General features: G+C 62.0%; 14 protein-coding genes and 1 tRNA gene. 4 read left to right on the top strand and 11 right to left on the bottom strand.

Features of this window, described 5'->3' with window-relative positions; translation table 11 throughout:
- Positions 1–12: 12 nt before the first annotated feature.
- The 4 genes from OIL88_02050 to OIL88_02035 form a co-directional block, all read right to left on the bottom strand.
- On the bottom strand, positions 13–2,895 hold the full coding sequence (locus tag OIL88_02050) for a proton-conducting transporter membrane subunit (GenBank protein HJI71156.1): 2,883 nt from the start codon (positions 2,893–2,895) through the stop codon (positions 13–15).
- A gap of 285 nt (positions 2,896–3,180) precedes the next feature.
- Entirely contained in the window at positions 3,181–3,576 is a 396-nt protein-coding gene (locus OIL88_02045) for a transposase (protein ID HJI71155.1), read from the bottom strand.
- Between the two features lie 449 nt (positions 3,577–4,025).
- Positions 4,026–6,056 carry an FAD-dependent oxidoreductase gene (locus OIL88_02040; protein ID HJI71154.1) on the bottom strand — a complete coding sequence of 677 codons (2,031 nt, stop codon included), beginning with the start codon at positions 6,054–6,056 and terminating at the stop codon, positions 4,026–4,028.
- Positions 6,057–6,590: 534 nt separating this feature from the next.
- A tRNA-Met gene (locus OIL88_02035) sits at positions 6,591–6,667 on the bottom strand.
- Positions 6,668–6,864: 197 nt separating this feature from the next.
- On the opposite strand from OIL88_02035, the gene OIL88_02030 reads away from it, so the two are divergent.
- Positions 6,865–7,638, top strand: coding sequence for a type III pantothenate kinase (locus OIL88_02030; GenBank protein HJI71153.1), 774 nt, complete (start codon positions 6,865–6,867; stop codon positions 7,636–7,638).
- A gap of 106 nt (positions 7,639–7,744) precedes the next feature.
- On the opposite strand, the gene OIL88_02025 is transcribed toward OIL88_02030, so the two are convergent.
- The 4 genes from OIL88_02025 to OIL88_02010 form a co-directional block, all read right to left on the bottom strand.
- Positions 7,745–8,941 (bottom strand): ATP-binding protein, encoded by a 1,197-nt coding sequence (locus OIL88_02025; protein HJI71152.1) that lies wholly within the window; start codon positions 8,939–8,941, stop codon positions 7,745–7,747.
- 252 nt (positions 8,942–9,193) lie between these two features.
- Complete coding sequence (locus OIL88_02020; GenBank protein HJI71151.1) at positions 9,194–9,895, bottom strand: hypothetical protein; 702 nt, start codon at positions 9,893–9,895, stop codon at positions 9,194–9,196.
- Positions 9,896–11,644: a dihydropteroate synthase gene (gene folP, locus OIL88_02015; protein ID HJI71150.1), complete on the bottom strand. Its 1,749-nt coding sequence runs from the start codon at positions 11,642–11,644 to the stop codon at positions 9,896–9,898. It lies immediately after the preceding gene.
- 94 nt (positions 11,645–11,738) lie between these two features.
- Positions 11,739–12,491: an NAD-dependent protein deacylase gene (locus OIL88_02010; GenBank protein ID HJI71149.1), complete on the bottom strand. Its 753-nt coding sequence runs from the start codon at positions 12,489–12,491 to the stop codon at positions 11,739–11,741.
- A 135-nt stretch (positions 12,492–12,626) separates the two neighbouring features.
- Here OIL88_02010 and OIL88_02005 point away from each other — a divergent pair, with 135 nt between their 5' ends.
- Complete coding sequence (locus tag OIL88_02005) at positions 12,627–13,445, top strand: exodeoxyribonuclease III (protein ID HJI71148.1); 819 nt, start codon at positions 12,627–12,629, stop codon at positions 13,443–13,445.
- 148 nt (positions 13,446–13,593) lie between these two features.
- Here the strand turns inward: OIL88_02005 and OIL88_02000 are convergent, their stop codons facing one another.
- From OIL88_02000 to OIL88_01990, 3 genes are read right to left on the bottom strand one after another with little or no spacing between them, the layout of a single operon-like run.
- Entirely contained in the window at positions 13,594–14,307 is a 714-nt protein-coding gene (locus tag OIL88_02000) for an ECF transporter S component (protein HJI71147.1), read from the bottom strand.
- 4 nt (positions 14,308–14,311) lie between these two features.
- Positions 14,312–15,955 carry an ATP-binding cassette domain-containing protein gene (locus OIL88_01995; protein HJI71146.1) on the bottom strand — a complete coding sequence of 548 codons (1,644 nt, stop codon included), beginning with the start codon at positions 15,953–15,955 and terminating at the stop codon, positions 14,312–14,314.
- Positions 15,955–16,833 carry an energy-coupling factor transporter transmembrane protein EcfT gene (locus OIL88_01990; GenBank protein HJI71145.1) on the bottom strand — a complete coding sequence of 293 codons (879 nt, stop codon included), beginning with the start codon at positions 16,831–16,833 and terminating at the stop codon, positions 15,955–15,957. Before OIL88_01990 ends, OIL88_01995 begins: the two co-directional genes overlap by 1 nt.
- A gap of 209 nt (positions 16,834–17,042) precedes the next feature.
- Between OIL88_01990 and glmU the strand changes: the two genes are divergently transcribed.
- Both glmU and OIL88_01980 read left to right on the top strand, forming a co-directional pair.
- Complete coding sequence (gene glmU, locus OIL88_01985) at positions 17,043–18,455, top strand: bifunctional UDP-N-acetylglucosamine diphosphorylase/glucosamine-1-phosphate N-acetyltransferase GlmU (protein ID HJI71144.1); 1,413 nt, start codon at positions 17,043–17,045, stop codon at positions 18,453–18,455.
- Positions 18,456–18,647: 192 nt separating this feature from the next.
- Positions 18,648–19,634 (top strand): ribose-phosphate pyrophosphokinase, encoded by a 987-nt coding sequence (locus OIL88_01980; protein ID HJI71143.1) that lies wholly within the window; start codon positions 18,648–18,650, stop codon positions 19,632–19,634.
- The last annotated feature ends 194 nt before the right edge of the window (positions 19,635–19,828 follow it).

Raw genomic sequence — 19,828 nt, 5'->3', positions numbered from 1 at the left:
GGATGCCGCCTCCTAAATAAAAACGTCGACGAGGATGGGCATAAGGTTGAGCAGGCCAAACACCAGCGCCACGCCCCATCCGAGCCTAAAGCAGCTGCGCCAGGTGCTGCGTGCGAAGGTGTTGTCGATCAGCACCTCGACAAAATACGTCGCAGCCATCACGACCAGGGCTACGACCCAGCTCACCGGGTTGTCCCAAACAAAGAACATGCCCACCCACATCAAAAACAGCACGGTCTCGCACCAGTGCATAAGGGTCATCTTGGCCAGCGTGCCGCCGCTCATCTCGGTGGCGACGCCCTGGACGATCTCCTGATGCGCGTGATGCGAGTACGAAAGGTCAAACGGCGACTTGCGCAGCTTGATGGTGAGCACCGCGAGCAGCGCGAGGAAAATGGGCGCGCTGTACACGATGATGGGGGCCGACTGCCCCGTCACGGCGATGGAATCGAAGCTGTCGGTGGCAAGGTACAGGCCCACGCTCATCAGCAAAACGGCGGGCTCGTAACTCATGACCTGCAGCAGCTCACGGTCGGCGCCGACCTGGGCAAACGGGCTTTGCGTCGAGGCGGACGCCAACACCACAAAGATCGCAGCGAGGGTCACCATAAAAGCGCACAACAGCGTGTTGGAACCCGACACAAAGATGCCGCCGCCCACCACGGTAAAGATGAGCGCGCACGCCATGTAGGTATCGTCCATGGTGTTTACGCTGGCGGGGGCCTTGCGCAGCAGCTTGACCACATCGTAGAAAGGCTGGAGCAGGCGCGGGCCCACGCGGCCCTGCATGCGGGCCGAAAGTTTGCGGTCAACGCCGTCGATCAGGCCGCCCACAAGCGGCGCCAGTAAGGCAAATGCCACGGTGCCAATAAAAATGCCCACGACGCCCGAACCTTCAAAATACTTGCCGCGCAGCACCGAGGGCGCACTCATGGCAAGTCGCTCGGGCCCAATCCACGCGCAACACAGCAGCGCAAACAAGATAATGCTGCAGCACACGACGCTACCCGCGGGGCCAATACGCTTCTCGCCAAGGGCGTCCTCCGAGTACCAATTGCGCTTTTCGGCCTTCACCTCGTGTCCCATCGAGCCGCGGAAATGGCGATATTTGTCGGTCCCCACGCCCGAAAGGTACACGTTGACGTGCGGTTTGTTGCTCACGCGGAATGAAGTCAGCAGCACCACGGCGATAAACGCCACGATAACCACCATCAGGTACATGGCGTCCTTGCCAATAACGTACGGCACGCGGCCAAACACCATGGCCAAGTAAGGCGACACCAGACCGCTCGAGATAACCGGGAACGCCACGCAGCACAGAATCAGCAGCGCGGCGATGGTGTTGAGGGCCATCCATTCGGTCTTATGGACATTGCCCTCAACGTTTTGAGCCGTGGGGTCGACGCCCGAAAGCTTGGCAAGCCACTTGCCCCAGAAGAAGAACGTCGCGGCCGAGCCAAAGGCAAGCACCATGATCATGAGCACGTTGCCGGTCTGCGCGAACGCCACCAGAGCGCCCCACTTGGACACGAGCATGCCAAACGGCGCCACAAACATGCCCATGATGCCCAGCATCATCAGGCGCGTCAGGTGCGGCATGCGGCTGAACATACCGTCCATGTCCTCGATATTGCGGCTGCCGATATGATGCTCGGCCGTGCCCACGCACAGGAACAGCAGCGACTTTGCCACCGTGTGGAACAGGATCAGGAAGATGGCCGCCCATACGGCCTCGGGCGCGCCGACACCCAAGCAAGCACTGATGAGGCCCAAGTTGGAAATGGTGGAGTACGCGAGCACGCGCTTGGCATTGCTCTGCGAGATGGCCATAAGGGCAGCGAGCAAAAACGTGATGGCGCCCACGCTCGTGACCATAAAGCCGGTCACGGGATAGATGGCATAGAGCGGGCTCAGCTTGACCATCAGGAACACGCCGGCTTTGACCATGGTTGACGAGTGCAGCAGGGCGCTCGTGGGCGTGGGGGCAACCATGGCACCCAACAGCCAAGTGTGGAACGGCATCTGTGCGGCCTTGGTGAGCGCGGCGAGCGACAACAGGATGACCGGCATCACCAGTAGCGCGGATTGCACGGTTCCGGCGCCGGAAAGCTCGATCATGCCCGAGATGGTCAACGGCATACCGTTAACGTGCAGGAACATGAGTCCGGCCAAAAACGCGATGCCGCCCAGCATGTTAAGGATGATCTGGGTGAAGGCGTTCTTGATGGCCTCGGGCGTGCGCGTGTAGCCAATCATGAGGAACGAGCACACGGTGGTGATTTCCCAGCCGCAGAACAGCCACTCAAGGTTATCGCTCGTCACGATGACGAACATGGCCGAGAGGAACAGGAACATAAGCGCCAGGAACTGCGGGCGACGGTCGGGCGCGGTCTGCCCGCGCAGCGCGGCCTCGTGCTCGTCATGAGCCTGGAAGTCCTTCATGTAGCCCAGGGCATACACGCAGATTAGGCTGCCGACAATGCCGACGGCGAGGACCATGATCACGCTCATGTAGTCCAGGTAGAGCGGCGTCGCCGTGACGGCTTCGGCCGCGGGCAGCGTCATGGCTGCAAAGGCGAGCGAGCCCACCAGCTGGACTATGCCGAGCACCGTGGTGAGCGCGTTCCTATATTTATACGCGTTGTACAGGATGACGGCGCACAGGATGGCATCGATGGCGGAGCTGATGATCGAGAGCACATGCGAGGTGCCGGGGGCAACCTCAAAGCTCTGCGGACCCGTGCCAAAAAACAAGACGGCGACTACAACTGTCACCGCCATAATAATGCCGGAGCCTACAAGCCCCACCGCATCGCGGGCGCGGTCACCGCGCGCGAGCAGCATGCCCAGCGCCGGTACCAGCGGAAACAGGGTAAGGAAATACAGTAGCGTCATACCATCACTCCCCCATGCAAAAACGCTGCAATTGTTTAACGTTATAGCTCAATTGAGGAGCAGCGGCGGCAGGTTTTCGGTCAACTGGGGAGTTTTAGGCGTACGGGGTAAGGGCACGTCCGCTTTGGAGCAGTGGGGCGACGCCCCCCTATCGCAGCGACAGGCACGCGGGCCACTGCGCGCAGTTTATTGGCCACTTTGGAGAATGTCCCGACAGGCTCGCGCCGGTCCAAAAAGTTGGCGCGGCAAGAAAAATGCGCCCCTGTGGGCGCACCATCCCGTTTGCTATTCCGCCTTTTTAACGCGCGGCTTGCGACCGCGCGGCTTATCGACCAGTGCGGCCTCACCGCTCTCGCGGTACTGACGGCACCAAGCCTTGACCGAAGACTCGCTGGGAATCTTGTGCTTGATCATGGCCTCGCGAACCGTCAAGCCGTTTTCCAGACGGTCCTTAACCACAGCGAGCTTTACGTCGTACGAATAGGTGTGATGATGCGAACCGGCATTGAGAACGGCGTCGGCACCGCCCACGGCATACGCGCGGGCCCACTGACGAGCCGTGGCCTGGGGAATGCCAAGCTCCGCGGCGAGAGCGCGATGACCGACCCCCTCTTGGAGGATCTCGACGGCGCGCTGCCTAACCTCGGGCGCATGCGTGCGAGTCCTAGTTGCTTCCGACATACCTGCCACTTCTTAGCCTTAGCCGTTAATCTGCTTTCTTACGTGCAAGTTAGATAGTAGCATTTTACTGTTTGCTCAAAGCAGTTAATTAAAATAGACGCGGCGTTATCTGGGCATTTGGCACCAAATTACGACATTTCTTTATCGATTATTTACGCTGGTAGCTGACTCGCAGCTAATCGTCATTCGCTTGTCAACAAAATTGGCATCTCTTTATGTCCTTTGGTATAGAGGATATAGTTATTAACCCCTCCCCCAATATTTTTGAGTGATCTGCAAGGCAGTAGACGTCCTCACTCCTCATGATTACCGCGCATTGCCATTCATCGGAGCAAAACAAAAAGGGCGGGACCTGCTGCGCTTGCAGGCCCCGCACCGGTTGACACCCGACGGGACACAGCCGGGCGAGACGGATCCGTGCTACCGCCCCGTCCCGCCGCGATGTTCAACTACAACTCGTTGGCCGCGTGATACGCCGTGCGGATGGCGCTCGCAATGTCGGCGGTGCGCTCGCCCGAGCAGTCGCCCACGCAGGTCACGGGCACCGTCACGCCGTCCAGGTCAAACGCGTTGGCCTTGGAACCCACGGCCATCACCACGTAATCGCAGGCGATCTTCACCGGCTCCTCGGCGCCGTCCTCGGCGGTGCGAACGGCCTCCACGCCCTCATCGGTAATGGCGGTCAGGCGGGTCTTCACGTGCTGCTCCACGTTGTGCTCGGCAAAGTCGCTCATAATCAGCGGCAGAATGGTCTCGGACTCGCCCGCGGCAATCTTGTCGAGCATCTCCACGATCGCCACCTCGCAGCCGTGCTGCAGCAGGTACTCGGCAGTCTCGGTGCCCACCAGGCCGCCGCCAATGACGGCGACGCGGCCGCTGAGCTCCACCTTGCCGGCCAGCACGTCCCAGCTCGAGACGACCTTCTCCGAATCGGCACCCGGAACGGGGATGACCACGTCGTGTGCACCCACGGCCACAATCGCAGCGTCGGCGGCGTTGAGGTCCTCAGCGGTAGCGGCATGGTTGAGCTCGACCTTCACGCCCAGGCCGGGCAGAATCTTCTCGTAGTACTCGACCGAGCGCATGATCTCGTCCTTGCGCGGAGGCGCGGCCGCCAGCACAATCTGGCCGCCCAGATGATCGCTCGCCTCGTAGACGGTCACGTCGTAGCCGCGCTTGGCCGCCACGCGCGCGGCCTCCAGACCGGCGATGCCGCCGCCCACCACGGCGATCTTCTTGTCGCCCTCGCCCGGCTTAATGGCGATGGTTGCCTCATCGCCGTTCTCGGCATTGAGCACGCACGAGATGTACTTGCGGTTTTGAATCGCATCGACGCAGCCCTTGTTGCAGTTGAGGCACTCGCGGATGGGCTCACCCGTGGCGGCCTTCAGCGCAATGTCGGGGTCGCACATGAGCGAGCGGCCATAGGCGATGATGTCGGCGGCGCCGTCTTCCAGAATCTTCTCGCCGGCCTCAACCGAGACAACGCGGCCGACGGTTGCCACCGGCACGGAGACCAGGGCCTTGACGCGCTCGGCCACGGGCAGCGTCCAGTTGTAGGGCATGGCGCCCATGGGCGGAATGGTGTCGCCCATGTTGCCGGTGTGGTTGGCCTGTGCGACCTGAATCATATCGATGCCCGTACCCTCGAGCAGCTTGGCGAACTCGCAGGCCTCGTCGGGCTGCAGGCCACCCTTGCCGCGCGGCGTGCCGTCGGGGTTCTCCATGATCACGGGGAGCTTGTACTCCACCATCAGCTGCGGCGCGGCCTCCTTAATGGCGGCGACGACCTCCAGCGCGTAGCGAACGCGGTTCTCGAACGAACCACCGTACTCGTCGGTGCGCTGGTTGAGGATGGCCGAGCACAGCGAACCCACCAGGCGGTCGCCGTGGACCTCGATAGCGTCGATCCCGGCCTGCTGTGCGCGAGCGGCCGAGGCAGCGATGGCCTCCTTGATCTGGGTGAGCTGCTCTACGCTCGCCTCGTTCACAAAGTGCTGCATGTCGTGATGCAGCTTGGCGTAGGCCTGGTTGCGGATCTCGTTGGACTCGGCCATCTTGGCGGCAAAGGTCTCCTCGTCGCCGGCGGCCTTGGCCTCCTGCGCGGCCTTGGCGGCGGCCATGGATCCCATGACCATGCGGCCGACACCGGGCACATCGTACTCGGGGTGGAACAGCTGCAGCGCGACCTTGGCGCCGTGCTTGTGGACGGCGTCGGCCAGCGCCTTAAACGTGGGGATCTGGGCGTCGGTTGCCAGCTTGGGCGTGGGGCTTGCGGTCATGACGGGAGCGACGTCGCCGATGACGATGTAGCTCACGCCGCCACGGGCCAAGCGCTCGTAAAAAGCCAGGCTGCGCTCGCCGATGGAACCGTCACGCTCCTCGTAGCCGGTGGTCAGCGGCGGAAACATAATGCGGTTCTTGAGCTCAAGGGGGCCAACCGTAATGGGCTGGAGCAGCTTGGATGCAGGTGTGGTCATGGACATTCCTCTCTTGTAGGCGCGGCGGCGATGATGCCGCGTAGTTATCTAGAGGATATGGCATGGGAATACAGCAGCGCAACGGAAATCGGCGGACAGCAGGTAGCGGCAGGTGGATGGGGATGGGCGGGGCAGCCCGTCGGTTTATCTCAATCTGTAACAGTTACGCGACAAAACCGGGTCTTACTGTTACAGATCGAGACATTCCTCTCGGCCCATCCTCAACAATCTAGATCTGTAACAGCTAGGCCCACTTTTGACCCCTACCTGTTACAGATCGAGACAAACCAAACCCGCCTGCTAGAAAATCTCAATCTATAACAACAACTCGGCAAAATCCGTCCCTCGTGTTACAGATTTAGACAAACACGACCCAACCCACCGGTATATCTCGATCTGTAACACCTAGCCGCCCAAATCGGGTCTAGATGTTACAGATCGAGATTTTGTTTGAGAGGCCGAGAATTGGACCGAAAACACGGTCCCGAAATAACAAAAAAAGCTCGCCGGCTAGGCCGACGAGCTGCAAGTTCTTGGTCGCGGGGGCAGGATTTGAACCTACGACCTCCGGGTTATGAGCCCGGCGAGCTACCAGACTGCTCCACCCCGCAATGTCTGGGCGCCTCATGTGCGCAAGAAAGAATATTACGCGGGAGTTCGGTAAACGGCAAGGAAAATCTCGTAGAGCATAATTCCTTCATATTTAAAACCCCTCAGCCCCTATCACCGTAAACGAATCGCGGCCGAGCGCCGTCGACGGCGCGTATACAATGGTGCGCGTCCTTTTATGCCAACACCGGGAGTAGACATGCTGCTCGCTATCGATATGGGAAACACGCAGACGGCCATGGGCCTGTTTGACGGAGACGAGCTGGTGCAGTCGTGGCGTATGCCCACCGACCGCTCCTATACCGCCGACGAGATCCACGTGCGCCTGATGGGTTTCTTTAAGATGTACGGCCTTTCGCTCGATGCGGTCGACGCAATCGCCTTTGCGGGCGTGGTGCCGCAGCTCTCGCGCGAGTGGCACGCCGTGGCCGACCGCATTGCCGCGGACGCCATCGTCATCGGGCCGCAGACGGCCGCGGTGACCAAGCTGCGCGCGGCGCGCCCCCAGGCCGTAGGTGCCGATCGCGTCGCCAACGCCGTTGCGGCCGAGACTTTCTACGGCGCGCCGGCAATCGTGGTGGACTTTGGCACCGCGACCAATATCGACGTCATCGATGAGGACGGTTATTACATTGGCGGAGCGATCGCGCCAGGCATTCGCATCTCCATGGACGCGCTTGCCGCCCGTGCCGCCAAGCTCGCCAGCGTGCCGCTCGAGGCGCCCGAGCACGCCATCGGCCGCGATACCGAGGAGTGCATCAAGGTCGGCGCCGTAACGGGCGCCGCCGCCATGGCTGAGGGCCTGGTCGCGCGCATGAAGCGCGAGCTGGGCCGCGAGGATGCCACCGTTATCGCCACGGGCGGTCTCGCCAGCATCGTCGCCGATTCGACCGATGCCTTCGACGTGGTCGACGGACAGCTCACCATCAAGGGTATCTGCGAAATCTACCGCCGCATGCAGGAGCTGGGATAGGACAGGGGCTTAAGTCGAGCACGAGCGCGAGCGGCGAACTAGGCAACGCATCGGCCCTATTCCTCAAAATCGAAAGATTTTCAGTTTTGAGGAATAGGGCTTTCTGCTAGGCCTCGTCGCACAGCCACCTCGCCAGGTCCACGATCTGCACCCCATTGCGGTCCGTGGCCTCGTGATGCGTGCGGGCGAGAATCATCTTGGGGTACGCGTCGCCAATGCTCAGCAGTGGTGAAATCTCGCGTTCAAATGTCTTATCCGAGCTGATGTCGTCGCTCACCTGAATGTAGAGCTTCTCGCTTCGCTTGATTGCTACAAAGTCTATTTCCTTTTTATAGAGCACGCCGACGTATACCTCGTATCCGCGGCGCAGCAGCTCGATTGCCACCATGTTCTCGTATACGCGTCCCCAATCCATATCACGTGTACCGAGCAGCGCGTATTTGAACGCGTGGTCTGCCAGGTAATACTTCTCGCCGCTCTTAAGGTATTTTTTGCCGCGGATGTCGTACCGACGAACTTTATAGAAGGCAAACGCATCGCACAGGTACCCCATGTACGTGCCGACCGTCTTGTTCGTTATCTTTAGCCCATCCGCGTTCAAAATATCCGTAATGTTACGTGCCGACGTTATGTTGGATACGTTGTCCATCATGTAATCGGCAATGCGCAGCAGCGCCGATTCGTTTCTCACGTTATGCCGCTGCACGATATCTCTCACGATGAGCGTTTTGAAGACATTGGAGAGATATTGATAACGCTGCTCCTGCAGTGAATAAGGGTAGGAGCCGGACATACCGCCGGTTCTCGCGTACTCATCGAAGTCGCGGTCGACCTCGCCCTCGTCGCCATAGAGTCGATACTCCTCAAACGAGAATGGGAAAACCTCGATCTCAAACGTACGCCCCGTAAAGAGCGTCGACAGATCGCTCGACAGCAAAAAGGCATTCGATCCGGTAATGAATATGTCGTACTGCTCGGATGCGTGGAGGCTGTTGATCGCATGCTCAAAACCGTCGCACATCTGAACTTCATCGATAAGCAGAAAGTTTTGTTTGCCGGACACTCGATGCTCTTTTACATAGGCGAGCAGCGCGTGATACTCGAGCAGATTCTCGAACTCATCGAGGTTGTAGTTGATATGGATGACATTCGAATTGGACAGATTTGCCTCCACGTAATCGCGGAGGGCCTCGAGCAATTTTGACTTACCGCTACGGCGGATGCCCGTTATGACCTTGATGTCCGGCACGCCAATAAGGCTCGTCAACGTGTCCATATATGACGTTCTATTGATGAGTTTCATTGGGGCCTCCTCGCGGTCTTTTATCGCTATTCCTCAAAAACGAAAATTTTTCAGTTTTGAGGAATAGGCTCTGTAGCGAATATACCTCGCGAAAGGCCGAGCTGCCTTAATCCTATTCCTCAAAAACGAAAATTTTTCAGTTTTGAGGAATAGGGCGCTGGCAACCCATTCCCCAGATAGGCGAAACCCTCCCCGGCACAGGCCGAGGAGGGTCTTGTTGTCATGTCTATCTTTGGGCGCGAACGCCCCGCGCTACAGCCCGCGAATTCGTACGGCCTCGGGCGGAAACTCCTGCTCGCCGGCATCGGTCTTAATGGTCGCGCGGCCCCAGATGTCCAGGCCTGCAAACACACCGACCGCAAGCGGCAGGCCGTTGGGCGACACCGCCGCAACTTGGCGGCCCAGCAGCGGCACCATGTCGAAGTACTCGCCCAGCACGGGAGCCAGCGGCCCTGCGGCGCCCTGCGGCGTGTTGGCAACAGCCGCCCAGGCATCCACACGGGTCAGCACGGCGGCGGCCAGCGTCTCGACCAGCGCTTCGTCAGCCACGTCCACACCAAGCTCGCCCAGCGCCGAACGCTCAATATCCACCGTCACGGCACCGAACATGCCCGCAGCAGCGGCACCGCCGTTCACGGCAACACGCGCGAGCGACGTCTCAAACGCAGGCGCACCGCACACGATATCGCTCGGCCACTGGATACCCACCTTACCGGCAAGGCCCAACCCCGGCGTCGAAGCCGTGCCCACGAGCGCGTCCATCATGCCCATCGCAGCCACAAACGGCAGGCCGTGGAAGGCATGCATGTTCACGTCCGGGCGCACGATCAGCGAAAACCTCAGCGAAGCATCGCCCGCGCTCCAAGCGCACCAGCCCGCGGACGCACCCTCGCGGCCCGCGTCGCGCGCGGCGTCAAGCTCGGTACCGGCGGCAACAGCATTCATCTCGATCATCTACATACGCCCCAATTCGCCCACGATATGGCCCACGCGGTCCTCGGGCTCCTTGACCTCGACACCGTTGTAGCGGAAGAACCGCGCCGGGTCGTGCATCAGGTCCTCGAGCGGCACCAGCACAAAGTCGCGTTCGCCGATCAGCGGATGCGGCAGGCGCAGCTTTTTGCCGCCGTGGGTCTCGCCGTCCATCCACAGCAGGTCCAGATCGATGGTGCGCGGGCCGTTGGCCTTGGCCTTTTTGGAGCGGTCGCGCCCTAGCTCAGCCTCGATCTTCATAAGCTCGTCGAGCAGCACCAACGGCGCCAGCTCGGTCTTGATCTCGATGACGGCGTTGGCAAACGCGTCCTGGCGCGTCTCGTAGGCAGGCTCGCTCTCGTAAATCTTGGAGGAGTTAGACACGCAGGTGAGTGGAATCTCGGCGATCATCTCGCGTGCGGCGCGGATGTTGTCGCAGCGATGCCCCAGGTTGGAGCCCACAGCCACAAACGCGCGGCGCGGCTGCGGCTTGGCAACCGCCCAGTAACCGTTCAGGAACTGCGCAAAACCCGCGGCGTCGTGCACGCGCACGATGTTGGCACCGGCCTGGATGGCGCCCAGGCACACGCCAAACGTAGCGGCATCGCGCTCGGCGGCCTCGGTCACGCCCGAGACGGCGCCCACAAAGCGCTTGCGCGACACGGCGCACATGAGCGGATAGCCCAGTGACGCCATCTTGGCAGTCTCGCGCTGGATGACGATATCCTCGTTAGCCGACTTACCAAAGCCCGGGCCAGGATCGATGCAGATGCGGTCGCGCGACACGCCGGCATGGATGAGCGTGCGGGCCTGGTCGGACAGAAAGCCCATAACGCGGCGCATGATGGGCGCCGAATCGGGCAGGGTGAAGCGGCGGAGCTGCGAGGTGGGCACGTAGGCTTCCTCGCGGCGGGCGCTGCGGCGCATCATGGCGGCCAGGCGGTCATTGGACTCCGATTCGGCCTCGGTGGCTGCGGGCGCGGCCTCGGGCGCGGGCGCGACGGTCTCGGCGGCAGCAGCCTGCTCGGCGGCCGGCGTCTCCTGCCCCAGCTCGGTTGCAGGCTCGGACGTGGGCTCCGGTTCGCCAAACGGCAGTGAGGGCTGCACCACGCCGCCCGGAAGCTTGGCCTCCGGCTTAGGCTCGCCCAGCAACTTGCCGCGACGGCGGCGGGCCGGCTTCTCGGCCTCACGCGCGGCCTCGGCAGCCGCCTCGCGCGCCTTCTCGGCAACAAACGCCGCTGCCGAGGTATCGAGCTGCACCGTTGCGTGCGCGCGTGCGGGCGCGGCGACCTCGCCGGCATGCATCACGATGACGCCGCAGGTGCTCGTCTTAACAAACTCGACCATCTTGGGATCGGTGAAGCCCGTCACGTCGTTGACGATCGAGGCGCCGCAGCGCACGGCCGCCTTGGCAACCGCCACATGACGCGTGTCGATCGAGACGATGGCGCCCTCCTTGGCCAGCGCGCGCACCACGGGCAGCACGCGGCGAGCCTCCTCGTCGGGGTTGACCGGGGTAAAACCAGGGCGTGTGGACTCGCCGCCCACGTCGATGATGTCGGCGCCGGCATCGAGCATCGCCAGGCCGTACTCGATGGCGGCATCGGGGTCGAAGTGCTCCCCGCCGTCGCTAAACGAATCGGGCGTCACGTTGAGGACGCCCATGATGCGCGGACGGTCAAAGCTGAGCTCGTACTTTCCGCACCGCCATGTCTTGCTGTCGTTCGCCATGAACATCCTCCTAAAATGCCCACGCCGCCGCGCTCGGGCGCTGGCGGCGGGGTCGTTTTGCAATCAGTCTTTCTATTGTATCCGCGCGCGCGGGCTAGAACGCAAACGCGGCCGCGATGTCGCAAGAAATCAGCAGGTCGGCATTTGCATCCTGATCGGTGGGAGCAAGATTGCAAATGGCCAGCGTATCGCCGGTAAAGTATCGCGTAAGGCCTGCCGCCGGATACACCACGAGCGAGGTCCCGCCCACAATGAGGGCATCGGCCGCGGCGATGGCGGCAACGGCACCGGTCAGCACATGCTCATCGAGCGGCTCCTCGTAGAGCACCACATCGGGCTTAATGCGCCCGCCGCACGCAGGACACACAGGCACGCCCGCGGCGTCCTCGTGCTCGCGCGAGCAAATCCACTCGGCGCTATAGACCGCGCCGCACGACTGGCAAATGTTGCGATGGACCGATCCGTGCAGCTCGAACACGCGCTGTGAGCCGGCCATCTGATGCAGGCCGTCGATGTTTTGCGTCACCACGGCGTCGAGCTTGCCGGCGCGCTCCAGCTCGGCCAGCTTGGTGTGGCAGCGGTTGGGCTTAGCGTTAAGCGCGATCATCTTGGTGCGGTAAAAGTCGAAGAACTCCGCAGGATGCGCCTCGTAAAAGCTATGCGACAGCATGGTCTCGGGCGGATAGGCAAACTGCTGGTGATACAGGCCGTCCACGCTGCGGAAATCGGGGATGCCACTTGCCGTGGAAACACCCGCGCCGCCAAAGAAGACCACGCGCTTATGGGTGCCGAACAGCTCCGCCAGCGCGGCGGAGGCCTGCTTGGGATCCGTTATTGCCTGCGTCATATGAGTCCTCCGTCCTTGTTAGTCGGGCAGCGTTGAGCGACGTCCCAGCATGCGGCCTTTAAGTCAGCATGCGCGGAGCCCACCCCGCCCCTGTTGCGCTAATCTTAAGCCTGCCAACCCCGTCGAAAGGACACCATGCCTCAGACTTACACTTTCGCCTCGTGGAACGTCAACGGCCTGCGCGCCGTGCTCAAAAAGGACCCGAGCTTTATCCAGATCGCGCAGGACCTCGATGTCGATGTCTTGGCGCTGCAAGAGACCAAGTTGCAAGAAGGCCAGGTCGATATCGACCTGCCCGGCTATCACCAAACCTGGAGCTACGCCGAGCGCAAGGGCTACTCGGGCACCGCGGTCTTTAGCCGCCAGGAACCGCTGCGCGTACTGCGCGCCGATGCGCTGCTGCCCTACGCCGGCGAGGGCGAGGCGGCCGAGCTCGTCGCCCAAGCCGCGACCGAGGGCCGCGTCTGCGCGCTGGAGTTCGACAAGTTCTGGTTTGTGGATGTCTACACTCCCAACGCGCAAAACGAACTCGCCCGCATCGACGTGCGCATGGCCTGGGACGATGCCTACCGCGGCTTTTTGAACGCGCTCGAGTGCGAGACCGGCAAACCCGTCGTGACCTGCGGCGACTTTAACGTGGCGCACGAGGAGATCGACCTTAAGAACCCCAAGTCCAACCGCGGCAACGCAGGCTTTTCGGACGAGGAGCGCGGCAAGTTTACCGAGCTGCTCAACGGCGGGTTTACCGATACCTGGCGCGCGGCAAACCCCGACGTCGAGGGCGTCTACAGCTGGTGGAGCTACCGCTTTAATGCCCGCAAGAACAACGCAGGCTGGCGCATCGATTACTTTCTGGTAAGCGATTCGATCGCCGCCAACGTTCGCGACACCGGTATCCGTGGCGATATCTTCGGCAGCGACCACTGCCCCGTCACCCTCACGCTAGAGCTCTAGCCCCAAGTAATTCCTGGGGGACAGAGGAAAACAGACCATGTGACCCCTCTCCCCCTATAAGTTGCGGTGGAATAGTTCCTGTTTGGGCAGCAAATAGCCAAAAACGAGAACTATTCCACCGCAAGTTCGTGAGGGAACGCGAAATGCCCTACAGTCCGTATTTCACGACGACACGGTTAATGCGACGGCACCAAGGCTTGTACAAGGCGGCCAAAAACACGCAGGTCGCAAGGCCGTGCGTGATATCGAATGGCACCGCCGTGGCAAGACGCGCTACGGCGCCTGCCCAGGTGAGCGGTTGAACAAAACCGATAATGTCGTACGCGTTGATCACCACGCCGTACAGCAGACCCGAAGCAAAGCCGTACGCCATCAGCGCCGGCATGCGCACGGTTCCATCCGCACGGTCGAACGCACCGGCATGCGCCAGCGCACCGCCAACATAGCCAGCCAGGCCCCAGGCATACATCTGCCATGGCGTCCACATGCCCTGCCCAAAAAAGAAATTGCTGGTCAGCGCCGCCAGCGCGCCAACCATAAAACCATTGCGGCGACCAAGCGTCGCCCCCGCGATAATGGCGATGGCGCTCACCGGTTTAAAGTCGGGAATGGGCCCAAACAGGATGCGCCCCGCCGCCGCCAGCGCCGCCAGCACCAGCGTGGGCATAATCTGGCGCAAACCCGGACGAGATGCCTCGTAACCCGCAAAGAACAGTGCAAGCACCAGCGCCACCACGACAAGCATGGCAAGCGCCGCCTGCTCAACGCCCGCCAGCAACGCCGCTGCCATCACCGCCGGCACCGCCAACAACAGCGGGATCTCCAGTTTTGTGAGTAAACGCGAGAAACGACAGTCCGTCATCCCATCACGCCCTATAGAACACGTTGTCGGCAAAGAAGTCGGCCGGGGGCTCCATGCAGGCAATCTCGCCGTCAAACATCATGGCGACGTCGTCGGCTACCTGCTCGGCAAAGTCCAAATCGTGCGTAGCCATGATGACGGTGCCGCCAGCCTTCGCATGGTCACGCAGGGCGCGGGCGATGATGCGGCGGCTCTCCAGGTCAAGGCCCTTCGTGGGCTCGTCAAGCAGCAGCAGCTCGGGGCCGATCAGCAGCAGCTTTGCCAGCGCAAGCAGCTGGCGCTGTCCGCCCGAGAGGTCGTAAGGGTGGCGCGTCTCCAGGCCGTCCAATCCCAGTTGCGCCGCACGCTCCCGCGCCAAGTTCTCGTCATATCCGCAGGTCGAGGCCCATTCCATCAGCTCGTCGCGCACCGTCTCGGCAACCAGCAATGCTTTGGGATTCTGAGGCAGCAGCGCCGCCGAGGCCGCTCCGCGCACCATGCGGCCGCGCTGCAGCTTGGCGGTCTTCGCCAGCACCGAAAGCATTGTCGACTTACCGCAGCCGTTACCGCCCACGATCGCATGCACCGCGCCAGCCGAAAACGACACATCGAGCCCGCGCAGCACCCAACCGCCCGCGCGATCGTAGCGAAACCAGCCTTCCGACAGGGTGGTAGCCGACCCGCCGTGCATTTTTTGGAGTATTCTGCTTCCATCCGTGCGCGGAAAGGCTTCCGAGCCGTTCTCGAGCGACGTTTGCGCCACAAATTCGGACGATTTGTCCAATTCCGAACTTTTTTTCGCGCTCGATACGTCCCCGGGCGGCTCCAGAGAGCCCAAATTGTCCTCACGCCTGCTGAATACTCCTTTATTTGCACATCGGATGGCACCCCACCCCAACATGTCATCGGACAACAGCGATTCTCGGCGTCCCAAAGAAGCCATATCCGCCACCTCGCGCACGCGACCGTCCTCAATCCGGTACGCACACGTCGCGTATTCGAGCATTGGGCGCGGCTGATGCGTCGCCACAACAACCGTGCAGCCCAGCTCGCGATTCACGCGAAACAGCGCATGCAGAAAACTCTTCTCGGCAACGGGGTCGAGCTGAGACGTGGGCTCATCGAGCAGCAGCACGCGCGGGCGGAGCGCCAACACGGCGGCCAACGACAGCAGCTGCTTGCGACCACCCGAAAGCGTATCGGTATCGCGGTGGAGCCAATCCTCCAGCCCAAAGAAATAGCTGGTCTCGGCCACGCGACGACGCATCTCGTCACGCGCTAGCCCCAAGTTTTCCAGGCCAAACGCCATCTCGTGCCACACGGTCTCGCACACAATCTGGTTCTCGGGATCCTGAAACACATAGCCCACGCGCTCCGCGGACGTCCGAACATCCATGTCGGCAACGCTCTCGCCCAGCACGCGCGCATCGCCAGCGCGCTCGCCCGTCGGCGCGATCTCGGGTTTGAGCAGCGAGAGTAGCGTCGACTTGCCCGAACCGGTACCGCCAACAAGCAGCGCAAACGCACCTTGGGAAACACGCCAATCAAGCCCCTCGAGCACCGGTGCCTCGGCCCCGGGATAGGCAAAACTAAGGCCCCGCACCTCAATCGCCGGCGCGGCCGAGCCATATGCCACACCCGCCGCCGAGCTCCTATCAAACCGAGCCATCAGCCAAACCTCTTCTCATCAATCGCGTGCAACGCGCAAGGCAGCACCATCCAGGCAGCGTACACGACATAGCCCGGCCACGGCGCCGGCACCGAGAGCTGCGGATAAAACGAATACTGCGTCGTCGCGGTCCACGCCACTGTCACCGTGACCACGCCAAACAGTGCAAGCCCAACCAGCGCAGCAACATCGCCGCGCCCCAGCCGATACCGCGCATACGTCGTACGACGAGACACGGCACCCCATCCGCGCGAGCGCATGGCGTCCGCACGCTCAAGCGAATCTTCCAAACCCCAGCCCATCAGCACGCTCGACGCCCGCAAGCGCGAGCGCACAGGATCGGTGGGCGCGCGCCCCGGCACATCAATCGCGTCCTGCACCGCCAACACGGTGCGGCCGCGACGCAAAAACTGCGGGATCAGCCGCATGCACATCGAGATCATAAGCGCAATCACCGGTGCGGCATTACCCAGCAACGCGAGCACCTTGTCGTATTCGAGCATCGACGCCGCGGCCTCAAACCACAGCACGCTCGCCACAAACAGCCCGCCCATGCACAGGCCGTACACCATGCTCTCCAAATACACCGCGCGCATGCCAATGCGGAACAGCTCCGTCGAGCCCGAGGCGCTAAACAGCGGATTGACCAGCGCGATAATCAAAATCACCGGCAGCTGCCAGCGCAGCGCACCCAACGTGCGGGCAGCCCCGCGCGTCGCAAATCCATACGCCAGCCCACCCGCAAGCGACAGCGCGATCAACACCGGCTGCATCGAGAACATGGTGAGCCCCAGCGTCAACACTATATAGAGCGCCGGCACCGCCGGATGCGATATCGAGAATGCCGCCATGGGCTCGGCGCCCGAATCCTCTCGCATGTTGTCCACGGGCACCCCCCGTTCTCTCGCTCAAACGCCAACGCCACGGCGCCGTCAACGCCATACACAAGCAGCACAAACGCCGCGCCAACAGCACAGGCCTCGGCCACCGCGTGCCAATCGTTACGCGCTCATCATATGCCTGCGGTATCATATTGCGCCGTGTATCGTTTCCAAACACACGTCTCTATAACGTAACAGGAGATCACATGGACGCAACCGCAATTATCCTCGCTGCCGGCGAGGGCACCCGTATGAAGTCGAACCACTGCAAGGTTTCGCACAAGATCCTGGGCAAGCCCATGGTTCAGTGGATCGTCGACGCCACCATCAAGGCCGGCTGCAGCCGCGTCGTGGTCGTCATCGGCAGCCACGCCGACGAGATGCGCGCCCTCATCGACGGCGCCTACGCCAACAGCGCCACCAAGGTCGAGTGCGTCGAGCAGACCGAGCGCCTGGGCACCGGCCACGCCGTAAAGGTCGCGCTCGAGGCCTGCGGCATCGCCGATGGTCCCGTCGTCGTACTCAACGGCGACCTGCCGCTCATCACCGCCGACACCGTCGCCAAGTTCGCGCAGACCGTCGCCACCGGCGAGCTCGCCTGCGCCGTCATGACCATGACCCCGCCCGACCCCTTTGGCTACGGCCGCATCGAGCTGGGCGCCGACGGCCAGATCGAGCGCATCATCGAGCAGAAGGACTGCACGCCTGAGCAGGCCGCCACGCTGCTGGAGTGCAACGCCGGCTGCTACGCCTTCGACGGCGCACAGCTCGCCGCCCACATTAACGAGATCGACAACGACAACGCGCAGTCCGAGTACTACCTGCCCGACATGCTCGAGATTCTCAAAGGTCACGGCCAGGCGGTCTCCATCTTCCACTGCGACGACTACCGCGACGGCCTGGGCGTCAACAGCCGCATCCAGCTCGCCCAGCTCACCGCCATCGCGCGCGACCGCATCAACGAGCACTGGATGGCCGAGGGCGTCACCTTCATCGACCCCACGCAGGCTTGGATCGGCCCCGACGCCACCATCGGCCGCGACACCATCGTGTGGCCGCAGACGCATCTGATCGGCCACGTCACCGTGGGCGAGGAGTGCCAGCTCGGCCCCAACAGCCGCCTCACCGACACCACCGTCGGTAGCGGCTGCATCATCGATGAGACTATCGCCATCGAGGCCGTCATCGAGAACGGCGTCGACTGCGGCCCGCGCGCCTACCTGCGCCCGGGCACCCACATGCTCGACGGCTCCAAGGCCGGCACGCACGTGGAGATCAAGAAGTCCACGATCGGCGAGGGCTCCAAGGTGCCGCATCTGTCCTACATCGGCGACACCACCATGGGTTCCGGCGTCAACGTGGGCGCAGGCTCCATCACCTGCAACTACGACGGCGTCCACAAGCACAAGACCGTCATCGGCAACGATGCCTTCATCGGCTCCGACACCATGATGGTCGCGCCCGCCCAGATCGGCGACGGCGCGCTCGTGGCAGCAGGCTCCGTCATCACCGAGCCGGTCCCGGCCGACGCACTCGGCCTGGGTCGCGCCCGTCAGGTAAATATTGAGGGCTGGGCCGCCGATTATCGCCGCCGTCTGCACGAGGACGACGAGGTATAACGTTTTACCAAGCACAAAAGGAGCTGTTCCATGGGGACGGCTCCTTTTTCTATCGTGACCTGCGCGACCGGATGAGTGGTCGGTTCGTGTCCGTTGACGGTAAAGACGTTATCAAGACTCGATAAACCCCGTCGCGCGGTTACAATGCAACAAGGCATCTATATGGCATTCGATGTATAAAGGAGAAGGGTAATGCCGATTAATGATCCCGAGAAGTCGGAGAATATGCGCAAGTCCATCCGCGTGTATTCCGGTTCCTCCAACCGTCCCCTCGCTCAGAAGATCGCTGAGTACCTTGGGGTCGAGCTTTCGGGCCTTACGCTTAAGCAGTTCGCCAACGGTGAGATTTACGCCCGCTACGACGAGACCGTCCGCGGCGCCGACGTCTTCCTGATTCAGTCCGTGGCCGGCGGCAACGTCAACGACATGCTCATGGAGCTGCTCATCGCCACCGACGCTGCCAAGCGCGCATCCGCTCGCTCCATCACCGCCGTCATCACCCACTACGGCTATGCCCGCCAGGACCGCAAGGCCGGCCCGCGCGAGCCCATCACCGCCCGCCTCGTCGCCAACCTGCTCGAGCGCGCCGGCGTCAACCGCATCATCACCCTCGACCTGCACCAGGGCCAGATCCAGGGCTTCTTCGATATCCCGGTTAACCACCTGTCCGCACTGCCGCTGTTTGGCCAGTACTACAACGACATGCACTTCGACACCGACAACCTGGTTGTCGTCTCCCCCGACGTGGGCCGCGCCAAGGCTGCCAAGAAGCTGTCCGACATGCTCGGCTGCGACCTTGCCATCGCCCATAAGGGTCGTCCGCGCCACAACGCCGCCGAGGTCATGGGCATCATCGGTGACATCAAGGGCAAGACCTGCATCATCAACGACGACATGATCGACACCGCTGGCACCCTGTGCGCCAACGTCAAGGAGCTCAAAGCCATGGGCGCCGGCGACATCTACGTGTGCGCCACCCACGGCATCTTCTCCGGCCCGGCTATCGAGCGCCTCAACGACGCCCCCATCGTCGAGTGCGTCGTCACCGACGCCATCCCCGTCGAGGTCGGCGGCAAGATCAAGACCATCTCGGTCGCCGAGGAATTCGCTCAAGCCATCTCCGCCGTTTACCACGAGGAGCCCGTCTCCACGCTCGTCGGCGGCGACTTCGCGCTGTAATCTGCGGCACATCGCATCATCTTCGATGTTTTTTAAGGGTCGGAAGCATACTTCCGACCCTTTTTCTATTCCTCGTCAACCTGCCCTGGACAGTTAGTTCAGATACGTATTTATTTAAAGCCCCAAAGTGCCGTTCGGAGCTTTCTGAGCTCCCCGGCGGACGCTATGCCGCCCAAAACTCATCGTTTTCGAGC

This window comes from Coriobacteriaceae bacterium (genome assembly GCA_025992855.1).
GTDB lineage: Bacteria > Actinomycetota > Coriobacteriia > Coriobacteriales > Coriobacteriaceae > Collinsella.
The sequence above is the reverse complement of the archived record's forward strand: the minus strand, read 5'-3'. Positions and strand labels throughout refer to the sequence as shown.